Consider the following 9,757-nt stretch of genomic DNA (forward strand, 5'->3'; position numbering starts at 1 on the left):
GTAAGTGGCGATCTCGTCCGGCCACGGATGCCGGACCCCGGCCGGCTTCAGCAGCCTGCAGTGACCAGGGGACGCCGACCGTCGACGGCTTCAGCGTCCAAACGCCCAGGCCACCATCAGCGGGAACTCGGCTTGCCAGAACTGGTCGCCGTGGTTTCCGATCCGCTCGGTCGTCACGACGTCCGCATCGGCATCTCGCAGTGCGTCCGCCCACCGGGTCGCGTTCTCGAGGAACCACGGCTCCAGCGTTCCGGCGACAAGGTAGGTGCGCGGAAGAGGGCTTGGCATCACGGCGGGCGGGCGATAGCCGCCGCCGGGCGAGGCGCAGAAGACCGCGCCGTAGACGCCCGGATGCCGAAGCCCCATGGCCAGCGCCAGCTCTCCACTCGCCGACACGCCGCACACCGCAGTGCGTTCGGCCGGCAGCGCGACACTGAAGCGCGACCGCACCCAGTTGCGGACGTCGTCGACGAAAAAGCTTTCGTGGGCCGCGAACCGTTCCTCGTCGAACGATGGTGAGTACTCACGGATGCGCGCCATCTCATCGTCATCGTCCGTGCGGTAGGCACCGACGATCATCGTGGGTGGTACGTCGGCCGCCTCGAGGTACCCGCCCCACTGCGAGATCAGCTGACCGTCACCGGCGAACACGACTGCCTCAGGCGGGTCCGGCGGCACGTACACCGTGACTTGCCGGCCGCCGTCGTACTCGAACGTCTCGGTGACGAGCTCTCCCGCTATCGGATCAGCACGAGCTGGTTCCGGCGCCGAATCGGCACCACCGGGTCCGACGGCTGCTTGGTCATCCATTGGTCGCACCTCGATCTTTCAGAGTCGCGTCCCTAGCGACGCGGGCCGCGTCGGTAAGGCTGCTCACGGTCGGCTGTTACTTCTCGGCCGTGCCAGGTTCCCCGCTGATGGACTCTTGATAGATGTCCGCGTAGGTGCGCGAGTCCTTGACCAGGTCGTCGCAGAAGGCAGCGACGTCGTTGCCGATGAGTTCCACGACTCCTTTGCCGGCCGCGACCCCCTCCTCGAAGAAGTCGATGATCCCCGAAAGCAGGGACCCGTCGAGCAAGTCGATCGGTCCAACCTTGAAGAGGTACCTCTGAATCTCCTTGTAGACGATCTGGTAGTCCGGCGGGAGCGCCTTGACCCGCGCCATGTGCGCCCGCCACTGCTTCTTGCCCTCGATGATGTCTTGGATGCCCACGTCAGCCTCCTAGCCGGTCCAATTTTCTTGCAACGTTCGTGTTCAACTGCTCGCGCCACCGGTCGCGATAGTTCCGAGCCCCTTCTCCGCCGGCCAGCGCCGCGCTGAAGCCCTCAATGTCGTCACCCACTACCTGATAAATGCTTTGCCCATCGGCCGCTGACTCTTCGAGCAGCCCCAGAGCGCCGTCGAGGATCGGCATCAGGTTTCGACCGGTGAAGTCCGAGTAGGGAGAAAGATGACGCTTGATCTCGTCCCACGCCGCCCGGTAGTCGTTCGGCAATGCCTCGGCCCGGGCTTCGAACGCCTTCCATTCCCTGGTGAGGTCGCTGCCTGTGATGGTCTCCCAGAAGTTCATCTCCCGCCCTCCTTGAGCTTGTCGATCCGTGATGTGACGTACTCCCATTTCACCCAGAACGTCGCGAGTTCTTCGCGCCCCGCGTCGTTGAGCGCATAGAACTTGCGCGGCGGGCCCTGCCCGGACGGCCGTTTCGTCACCTGGACGAGCCCGTTCCTCTCCAGTCGCAGCAGGATGGTGTAAACCGTGCCCTCGATGACGTCGGCGAAGCCGAGTTCGTTCAGCCGACGCGTGATGGCGTACCCGTAGGTCTCCTCGCTGCCGATGATTTCAAGCACGCAGCCCTCGAGCGTGCCCTTCAGCATCTCCGTCAGGTCGTCCATCGTGGGTCCTCTTCGATCCTCTTGGTACTCGGTGGTACCGAGTACCACTATACGGTACCACCGAGTAGTGGGCATACCCAGTAAGTGGAGAGCATCGGGCGACATGTTGCCCACAGCCACAGTGTCACCTCGAGCTAGACGCCATCGTGCGCTGGCTACCAGAAGGTTTCTTGGAGAAAATCCGGGATGCGGTGTCGGATCGGGGCAGAGCTGTTCGTTGCAGGGTTGAGCGGCCGCGCATGAGGGCGCTCGCTCCACCGCTAATGACAGACTGTGAGCACGGTGTGACGCCTGAGAACGGCTCGGCGTCGTCGTACTCGCCGGACAACCAAGGAAAGGCGACATGAGGCTTCTACTCACTTCCGCCGGCATCAAGAACGCGAGCATCCACGACGCGCTGGTCGACCTCCTGGGCAAACCGATCGCCGAGTCCAACGCCCTCTTCATCCCCACCGCCATCTATCCCTTCCCCGGCGGGCCCTACATGGCGTCGCGGGCGATCAGCGGCAAGGCTCCATCGCCGATGTCTGAGCTGGGGTGGAAGTCGTTGGGGATCCTGGAGCTGTCGGTGCTGCCGAGCATCGAGGAGGCTGCTTGGGTGCCAACTGTCCGGGACGCCGACGCATTGCTGGTATGGGGCGGCGACCCCCTGTTTCTCGCCAACTGGATGCAGCGCTCCGGTTTGGCCGATCTCCTGCCGACGCTGCGCTCCGAGGCGGTCTACGTCGGGGTGAGCGCCGGGAGCATCGCTGCTGCCGCCACCTTCGTCGAGACCTACACCGAACCGCCCCGCGGAAACGATGGACCGCTGAAGTCGGAGGACATCGTCTTCGCCACGCCCCAGGGAAACGTCGACAGAATCCTGGTCACGGGACAGGGAGCGGGACTCGTTGACTTCGCGATGATCCCGCACCTGGATCACGAGTACCACCCCGACGCTTCCTTGGCCAACGCAGAAAAGTGGGCGGCACGGATTCCTGCGCCGACGTACGCGATCGACGACCAGACCGCCATCAAGGTGACCGACGGCATCGTCGACGTCGTCTCCGAGGGGCACTGGAAGCTGTTCACCCCCTGATACACGGAGGGGCCGGGATAGCTGAAGCAGGCTGAAAGCGGCTGAGGCATTGCCGCTGTCCCGGAAGATTCCTGACGCGGTGTCGGATTGGGCTGCCGCCGTTCGTGGAGAAGGTGGAGAGTAGCCGCAGGGGCCACCCCGCAAAGGAGGAGACATGACCGAGTACCTCATCGCATTCAACGACGAGTGGGTGGGCGATCTCACGGACGAGGATCTACGCGATGCGTCTAGGGCTACCAGCACGCTGAGGGCAGAGATGAAGGCTGCCGGGGTCCTCATCTTCACCGGCGGCCTGGACGATGCTGCCCCGGTGTTCAGCGTCGATGCGTCGAGCGGCTCCCCGCTGTTCACAGACGGCCCGTACGTCGAGTCCAAGGAGCATCTCGGCGGCTTCGCCGTCGTCGACGTGGCCGACGAGGTGGCTGCGCGGCTGTGGGCTGGAAAGATCGCTGTGGCCTGCGGTTGGCCGCAGGAGGTGCGACGTTTCCGGTACGCAACCCCCGGCGTGCCCTCCCCCGGGACTGCCTGAACGCCAAATGATCGACCGCGATCTCATCATGGAACGCCCGGAAATCGATCCCGCCTGGACCGTCTGATCCGCGGAGCTGATGCCGTTCGCCTGGTTGGCGCCGATCGCCTCGGTGAGTTCGTCGATGTGGCGATCACGGCATCGGCTCCAGCGGCGGCCCGAACGTCAGCCTTGCCGGGCTTGTTGGCGTAACCGATGCTTGCAGCTCCGATCGCAGTCGGCGGCTATGCGGGGAAAGCCTTCCACTTCCCTTCGGAGATGACCTCGACAGTGCCGTCGGTCACCTTGATGGCGGTCTGGTCGTCGATGGCGTACGCCGGACCTGCGATGTCGGCGGCCCATCTCTCCGCCTCGACCATGGTGTTCTCCGGCATGAGCTCGTGGTCCAGGTGCGGGAAGATCGAGAAGTCGACGACCCCAAGCGTGCGGTCGTCCGGTGCAGACGGCCACTCGACGAAGTCGTCGCCGATCCGCGGAGTCATCACCATGCTGCCGGCACTCACCCCCACCCAGACCGTCTCAGGCAGCGACGACATGACCTCCGACAGCCCTGACCGCCGTATCCAGTGGCACAGGTACGACGCGTCGCCACCGTCCACCAGCAGCACGTCGGCCTCTCGGACCCACGGCACCCACCGCTCCTCGCCGATGCTAGGCAGCGCGGTGAGCTCGAGGACGCCCGCGGACTCCCAGCCCAGGCTGGACGGCTCGCCGGTGACGAACTCCCGCACCGAGGCGGGCCCGCACATCGGGTGGCCCCACTGCGCCGTGGGGATGCAGAGCGCACGGGAGCCGGAGATCGGCTTGCCCAGCAGCTCGACCAGCGCATCGCGGATGCTCCTGTTCGTAACGCCTCCGGATGTGAGAAGGAGCTTCACAACGCCTCCCGAGTTGAGTGCGACGGATTCGGGTGGCATACAGATCGTGGACGCGTCATCGCCTGACTCCTTGTCTTGGCGCCCTCGACTGGCCGCCATTCACCTGTTCCACGAACGCTACGGTCCGGATCCGACAACCTGCCAGAAGATTCGGCGAGCCTCCGCAAGCGCGCACTGTCATCGGCTGAGTGTGCCTGCCCTGGGACGGAGGTCAGTATTCGGCCCGCAGTTGCCTGTCGAAGCGTCGCGATGGTTCGATGAACAGCTGATGGACGAGATCCACGACTGAATCGGCCGGCCAGCCGTCCTTCATGCGCGCCACCGCACTTCTTGCACCGCTGAGGCCCATCCAGGCGACGCCAGCCGGGAGCCCGCCCGCGAACTGGATTACCGACTGTGCTGCATGCCGCGGACCATGCGGATCTCCCGCACTCCGCCCTCGACCTGGGCCGTCCCGTCGGCAACGAAGCCGTGCTTGCGGTAGAACGCCTGTGCACGAGGGTTCGGGTCGGCCACCCACAGCGCCACCGACTCCTCGGGGTCCACGACCGCCTCCAGCAGCGCCGGCCCAGCACCCGTGCCGTGGTCGGCCGCGTACACATAGAGCACATACAGCTGCCTCGCCCACGCCGCCCCGGCGTCGAAGGGCGGTCCTGACATGGCGATCCCGACCAGGTCGGCGTCCCGCTCGGCGACAGCCACGCGATTCTCGCGATAGCGCTCGTCGGTCAACGCGGCAGTCCAAAACCGCTCCCGAGCAGCCAGGAAGCCCGCGTCGTCGAGCACCGCGTTCGACATGAGTCCCCGATACGTCTCCTGCCAGCACCGCACATTCACGCGCGCCATCTGCGAGACGTCCTCGACCCGAGCCGGGCGAACAGTCAGCGAGGAACTCACCGCCGAATCGTAGGCCGCCAACCGCCGCCCGCCGCGCCCGTGCGTCGGGTTGTCGAGGACGGAAGGGGTCAAGTCCTGCCACTGTGGCACTTTCGACCCGGCGACCTGGCTGAGCGGCAGGCGGGAAGATGCACCCCGACCCACCACCGAATAGGCCGGCCGATTCGACCCGTCATCCCGGAGTCGTGAGGCCCCCGCCGGAGGCAAATGCTCTTGGCTCTCGTGAAGAACTCCGCGGGCGGGCCCGCGCGCCGAAGGCGCGCCTTGATCCATAAGAGCCCAACTCGGCAATACGCCTAGAGTCAGCGCATCGAGCCAGCGACCCAGTTGTGAGACGACCTCCGCGCCGACGTCGTGGTCCAGGCTCACGTGGGTCTACGGGTGGCGACGATGGTCGACAGGTCGCCGGCCAGCCTCACCTCGGTGGCGAACAACGCCGGATGCTCCAGCCAGCTGAGCCGGGTGGTGTCCGGACGGCCGTCGTGCATCGGTGGCCACTGCGTCAACGGCGTGAAGTCGTCGATGACCAGGGTGCCGCCCGGACTCAGTACCCGCTCCGGGTCGGCGACCGCGCCCTTCTTCCCGTTGCCGCCGCCGTCGACCACGAGCAGGTCGAACGGGCCGCGCTCGTTGATCAGCGTCCAGTCGCCGGTGACGATCTCGACGTCGGGAATCTCGGCGAACAGCTGAGCGGTCCGTTCGGCGCGGTCGGGATCTCGTTCGACACTGACGACGCGTACGCCAGGACGTCTGCCGGTCACCAGCCAGGCCAGCCCCACCCCGCAGCCGGTGCCGGTCTCACCGATGGACGTGGTGGCTCCGGCGGCCAGTGCCGCCAGCAGCCGGCCCTGCTCGATCCGGCAGGAGGAGGGAAACTCCAGTTCTTCGGCCAGACCCACCGCCGCCGAGACGAGTGGCGGGAGAGGACCGGCGCCGGCGTAGCTGCGCGTTCCCGAGATGGACAAGTCGATCCTCCATGGTCCCGTCCGCCTGCCAGGACGACGATCCTAGAGGGGTCGCGGCGCCACTGTCGACAACATCCGTGGCCCTTGCAACTTGCTGCAATCTGGTCGCCGGACCGGTCGTCGCAGGGCTTGCGGCCCTGAGAGGACGCCTACGTCGAACTCGTGGCCGGATGAGGCGGATCGTCCGGCTGGTCGCCATCGCTTGGTGGTTGCAGTTGAAGATGCGCAGCAGGTCGGCATTCGACGGCTTCCTGACCTTGCTGTGGCCGCTGTTCTTCGCCACCACGATCTTCCTGATGTACCGCCAGGGCCCGACCGACCGGTCGGCGATGGCCTCGACGCTGGTCGGGGCCGGGGTGATGGGCGTCTGGTCGGCGACCGCGACGGCGTCGTCGTTCGTGCTGCAGATGGAACGACGCCAGGGCACCCTGGAGTTGCTGGTCGCGGCGCCGATGGCGTTTCCGCTCCTGATCATCCCGCTGACGTTGTCGATGGCGACAATCGGTGGGTACAGCCTGCTGGCGACGCTGTTGTGGGGACGCTTCGCGTTCGGGATCCCGCTGCAGGTGAAGGCTCCGGCCGCCTTCGCGATGGCGACCGTCGCCACCGTGGCCGGGATCGCGATGCTCGGCTTCCTGATCGCCATCGCCTCGGTCCGGTACCGCTCGGCCTGGGCGCTGGGATCGGCGCTGGAGCTGCCGGTCTGGCTGGTCTGCGGCTTCCTCGTCTCGGTCTCGGACCTGCCGGGCTGGTGCCGTCCGCTGTCCTGATGCGCCTGGCTGCTGGCGGGTGGTCGGCAGGTCCCGTGCCACTTCGGTGATCACGGCATCGGTTCGGGCTTTGCGCCGGTCGGTGGCCTTGCGTTGGAACAGTGCCCCGGACGGGTAGTCGCTGAGATCGAGAGTCCGGACGTGCTGGAAGCCGCGCTGCTCGTAGTACCGGTGGAGGCCGACATTGTCGGTCCACACGTCGATCCGGACCCAGTCGTTGCCGAGCTCCCCGGCTCGCCTGCAAGCCCACTCGATCACGTCGGTGCCGAGTCCTGACGTGCCGGACCCACCACCCACGACACCAATTCGGCAACTGATCACAACCCCGCAGACAGTGCGGCATGAACGGGAGGAACTTGCGATGGAGAGGCTGCTGACCGTCGAGCAGGCGGCGCCGTACCTGGGTGCTAAGTCGGCCCGCTTCGCTCGTCGACTCATCGCAGAACGGCGCATCCGGTTTGTCAGGGCGGGCCGCAACGTGCGCATACCTGAGTCGGCAATCACCGAGTACGTCAAGGCGAACACGGTTCAGCCGATCGAGCGGGGGAGGGCCGCCTAATGGGGAGGGGGAACAAGCCGGGACGTCGACAGTTTGGGCTGGTTCGTGAGCTGCCTCAGGCCGCTTCCAGGCTAGCTACCTAGGCCCTGACGGCATCCGACGTACTGCGCCCGACACCTTCACGGACTAGACGGCGGCTGGCCGGTGGCTCACTCTGAGGCAGGCGGAACTCATCCGGGGCGACTGGAATGATCCCGAGCTGGGACGTATTCCGTTCGGTGAATATGCGGCTAGTTGGATCGAGGAACACGACCTGAGTGTGCGAACGCGGGAGCTGTACAACGCCTTGCTCCGACTTCACCTCAACCCGTTCCTCGGTAAGGAGGAGCTGGCCAAGATCGGGCCGGAGACGGTGCGCAAGTGGCGCACGGAGCTCCTGGCCGACGGCCGTTCGGCAGATACGGCGGCCAAGGCATACCGGTTGCTGCGAGCGGTCATGACGACGGCTGTCGATGACGAGCGGATCAAACGGAACCCGTGCAGGATCAGGGGTGCTGACACTGCTGCGCGGGCAGAGCGTTCGGTGGCGACGGTGAAGCAGGTCTATGCGCTGGCTGAGGCGATCGGGCCTCGGTTTCGCGCGTTCATCCTCGCGGCTGCGTTCACGGGTCTGCGGTGGGGTGAGTTGATCGCGCTCCGTCGGATGGACCTCGATCTGGAAGATCGGACGGTCAGCGTTCACCGCAGCATCGCTGAGCTGAGCGGCGGTCGCCTGGTCGTGGGGCCTCCGAAGTCTGCTGCCGGAGTCCGGAGGGTCCCGATCCCGGTCGTGCTAGTCGACGAACTCAGGGTGCATCTGGCCAAGTACATCCCCGACGAGCCGACCGCGCTGGTGTTCACCGGCTCCCGTGGTGGTACGCCGAAGCGGGGGAGCTGGCGGACGACGGTCAAATGGACGACTCGGGTCAAGGAGGCTGGCCTGCCGGCAGGCTTCCACTTCCACGACCTGCGGCACACCGGTAATCACCTCGCGTCGAAGAGTGGCGCATCGACCCGAGAGCTGATGCACCGGATGGGCCACGGCTCCATGAGGGCGGCCCTGATCTACCAGCACGCGACCGATGAGCGGGCCCGCGAGATCGCGAACCGGCTCAACGAGGTCGTTGCACGCGAGAGCGAGTCGGATGACGACGACGGCGCGGCCGGGGTCCTGGTGCCGACCGGCTAATTGCACGCTAATTGCACGCGGGCTGATCGGCGGGTGCCGGATGAAGGGCCCAGGTCTGGGGTTTTGTGCCTCTGGCCTGGGCCTTTGTGGTTTGGAGCGGGTGACGAGAATCGAACTCGCGTAGCCAGTTTGGAAGTGCGGCCGAGCGCCTGCGCGGAGCTGGTCTGCACGCCTGAAACGGATGCCCGCAACACCCTCTGAGTGACCGCCGATGACCGCCAGGTCGGGCACGTGGAGGGCACGCGAAGTCGGTTGTGGAACCATGCGTTCATGACGACGGGGTTTCGCTGCAAGCACTTCTCGATCGGTCTGCCGGACGACGCTGAGGACCAATCCCTCACAGCTCTCTTCAGCATGTCGCTGACACTCTGGCCGAAGACGACCCCATCGCCATGGATGACATGATCGCTATCGGCTTCGAGACCGAGCTGGGCGACGACGCCGTCTATCGCGGCGCGTTCACCATCGTGTTCGCCGACTCGGACTCTGAGACCGCCACATCTGCCCCTTCCCCCTGATAGCTGCCAAACCAGGCCAGCGCGGCGCATGTCAAGAGTCGGCTTGCCGATCCCGCAGGGACGCGTAGCGCTCTTGATATGGGTCGTGGTGGCCGTACGATCGAGCGGCCAGGGGGACGGGGCTAACCGGCGGTCAGACGCCAGGCACGTCGGTCATTGGCAGTTGGGATCGAGTGGACGGGGAAGCGTCCTGCTGCTGGGCCCCGGCGAGGACGGCGCCCCGGCGCCGCCCGCAGTCCGGGGCCGCGCGCCGAAGGCGCGCCCTTGATCCATAAGAGCCAAACTCGATCCATAAGAGCCAAACTCGGCAGAGAGAGCGGGTCAGGCGTGTCCTGTCTCGGGGGATGCCTGACGTCCGTGCCTCGGTTGATGCTTGACAGGTTCCGCCTGGGGCAACGCCCGGATCGCGGCATGAGAGTGCGTTTCGGCCTCGTGCGACACAGGATGTACAGCATGGGTCATCACGGGGTCGTGACGAACGACGCGATGCGCGAACTCCTC

The 9,757-nt window shown here is 66.1% G+C and carries 14 protein-coding genes and 1 pseudogene; 8 read left to right on the top strand and 7 right to left on the bottom strand.

The genetic code is table 11. The annotated features are described in order from the left end of the window. Positions 1 to 90: 90 nt before the first annotated feature. From EV644_RS34395 to EV644_RS34410, 4 genes are all read right to left on the bottom strand, one after another. Positions 91 to 810 (bottom strand): alpha/beta hydrolase, encoded by a 720-nt coding sequence (locus EV644_RS34395; RefSeq protein ID WP_132193703.1) that lies wholly within the window; start codon positions 808 to 810, stop codon positions 91 to 93. Between the two features lie 76 nt (positions 811 to 886). Further along, positions 887 to 1,213, bottom strand: a complete 327-nt coding sequence (locus EV644_RS34400; protein ID WP_132193701.1) for a DUF1048 domain-containing protein — start codon at positions 1,211 to 1,213, stop codon at positions 887 to 889. A gap of 1 nt (position 1,214) precedes the next feature. Next, positions 1,215 to 1,571: a DUF1048 domain-containing protein gene (locus tag EV644_RS34405; protein WP_132193699.1), complete on the bottom strand. Its 357-nt coding sequence runs from the start codon at positions 1,569 to 1,571 to the stop codon at positions 1,215 to 1,217. After that, a complete protein-coding gene (locus EV644_RS34410; protein WP_132193697.1) occupies positions 1,568 to 1,894 on the bottom strand; it encodes a PadR family transcriptional regulator in 327 nt (108 codons plus the stop codon). The genes EV644_RS34405 and EV644_RS34410 overlap by 4 nt, the downstream gene beginning before the upstream one ends. A 343-nt stretch (positions 1,895 to 2,237) precedes the next feature. Between EV644_RS34410 and EV644_RS34415 the strand changes: the two genes are divergently transcribed. Continuing rightward, the gene (locus tag EV644_RS34415) at positions 2,238 to 2,972 is read left to right on the top strand and encodes a Type 1 glutamine amidotransferase-like domain-containing protein (RefSeq protein WP_132193695.1); all 735 of its coding nucleotides are present in this window, start codon (positions 2,238 to 2,240) and stop codon (positions 2,970 to 2,972) included. A 154-nt stretch (positions 2,973 to 3,126) separates the two neighbouring features. Continuing rightward, positions 3,127 to 3,501, top strand: coding sequence for a YciI family protein (locus EV644_RS34420; protein ID WP_132193693.1), 375 nt, complete (start codon positions 3,127 to 3,129; stop codon positions 3,499 to 3,501). 224 nt (positions 3,502 to 3,725) lie between these two features. Here the strand turns inward: EV644_RS34420 and EV644_RS34425 are convergent, their stop codons facing one another. The 3 genes from EV644_RS34425 to EV644_RS34435 all read right to left on the bottom strand — a co-directional run bounded on the left by EV644_RS34425 (position 3,726) and on the right by EV644_RS34435 (position 6,241). Next, positions 3,726 to 4,379 carry a Type 1 glutamine amidotransferase-like domain-containing protein gene (locus EV644_RS34425; RefSeq protein ID WP_132193691.1) on the bottom strand — a complete coding sequence of 218 codons (654 nt, stop codon included), beginning with the start codon at positions 4,377 to 4,379 and terminating at the stop codon, positions 3,726 to 3,728. A gap of 387 nt (positions 4,380 to 4,766) precedes the next feature. Next, positions 4,767 to 5,276: a GNAT family N-acetyltransferase gene (locus EV644_RS34430; protein WP_199240155.1), complete on the bottom strand. Its 510-nt coding sequence runs from the start codon at positions 5,274 to 5,276 to the stop codon at positions 4,767 to 4,769. A 365-nt stretch (positions 5,277 to 5,641) separates the two neighbouring features. Further along, on the bottom strand, positions 5,642 to 6,241 hold the full coding sequence (locus EV644_RS34435; protein WP_132193689.1) for an O-methyltransferase: 600 nt from the start codon (positions 6,239 to 6,241) through the stop codon (positions 5,642 to 5,644). Between the two features lie 170 nt (positions 6,242 to 6,411). On the opposite strand from EV644_RS34435, the gene EV644_RS34440 reads away from it, so the two are divergent. The 6 genes and pseudogenes from EV644_RS34440 to EV644_RS47315 all read left to right on the top strand — a co-directional run bounded on the left by EV644_RS34440 (position 6,412) and on the right by EV644_RS47315 (position 9,256). After that, the gene (locus EV644_RS34440; RefSeq protein WP_158293006.1) at positions 6,412 to 7,011 is read left to right on the top strand and encodes an ABC transporter permease; all 600 of its coding nucleotides are present in this window, start codon (positions 6,412 to 6,414) and stop codon (positions 7,009 to 7,011) included. A gap of 141 nt (positions 7,012 to 7,152) precedes the next feature. After that, positions 7,153 to 7,287 carry a hypothetical protein gene (locus EV644_RS47310; RefSeq protein WP_255511388.1) on the top strand — a complete coding sequence of 45 codons (135 nt, stop codon included), beginning with the start codon at positions 7,153 to 7,155 and terminating at the stop codon, positions 7,285 to 7,287. An 85-nt stretch (positions 7,288 to 7,372) separates the two neighbouring features. Beyond that, on the top strand, positions 7,373 to 7,570 hold the full coding sequence (locus tag EV644_RS34445; protein WP_132193685.1) for an excisionase family DNA-binding protein: 198 nt from the start codon (positions 7,373 to 7,375) through the stop codon (positions 7,568 to 7,570). A gap of 61 nt (positions 7,571 to 7,631) precedes the next feature. Beyond that, positions 7,632 to 7,700: pseudogene (locus tag EV644_RS48305) on the top strand (hypothetical protein); the annotation flags it as partial. A 78-nt stretch (positions 7,701 to 7,778) separates the two neighbouring features. Next, positions 7,779 to 8,738, top strand: a complete 960-nt coding sequence (locus EV644_RS34450; RefSeq protein ID WP_255511389.1) for a tyrosine-type recombinase/integrase — start codon at positions 7,779 to 7,781, stop codon at positions 8,736 to 8,738. Positions 8,739 to 9,130: 392 nt separating this feature from the next. Further along, positions 9,131 to 9,256 carry a hypothetical protein gene (locus EV644_RS47315; protein WP_255511387.1) on the top strand — a complete coding sequence of 42 codons (126 nt, stop codon included), beginning with the start codon at positions 9,131 to 9,133 and terminating at the stop codon, positions 9,254 to 9,256. The last annotated feature ends 501 nt before the right edge of the window (positions 9,257 to 9,757 follow it).

Source organism: Kribbella orskensis (assembly GCF_004342085.1).
In the GTDB taxonomy this organism is placed as follows: Bacteria; Actinomycetota; Actinomycetes; order Propionibacteriales; family Kribbellaceae; genus Kribbella; species Kribbella orskensis.

Excerpts from the sequence above, each read along its gene's own strand:
- EV644_RS34420 (WP_132193693.1), top strand. The coding sequence starts at position 3,127 with ATGACCGAGTACCTCATCGCATTCAACGACGAGTGGGTGGGCGATCTC.
- EV644_RS34405 (WP_132193699.1), bottom strand. The coding sequence starts at position 1,571 with ATGAACTTCTGGGAGACCATCACAGGCAGCGACCTCACCAGGGAATGG.
- EV644_RS34415 (WP_132193695.1), top strand. The coding sequence starts at position 2,238 with ATGAGGCTTCTACTCACTTCCGCCGGCATCAAGAACGCGAGCATCCAC.
- EV644_RS47315 (WP_255511387.1), top strand. The coding sequence starts at position 9,131 with ATGGATGACATGATCGCTATCGGCTTCGAGACCGAGCTGGGCGACGAC.
- EV644_RS34440 (WP_158293006.1), top strand. The coding sequence starts at position 6,412 with ATGAGGCGGATCGTCCGGCTGGTCGCCATCGCTTGGTGGTTGCAGTTG.
- EV644_RS34445 (WP_132193685.1), top strand. The coding sequence starts at position 7,373 with ATGGAGAGGCTGCTGACCGTCGAGCAGGCGGCGCCGTACCTGGGTGCT.
- EV644_RS34395 (WP_132193703.1), bottom strand. The coding sequence starts at position 810 with ATGGATGACCAAGCAGCCGTCGGACCCGGTGGTGCCGATTCGGCGCCG.
- EV644_RS34410 (WP_132193697.1), bottom strand. The coding sequence starts at position 1,894 with ATGGACGACCTGACGGAGATGCTGAAGGGCACGCTCGAGGGCTGCGTG.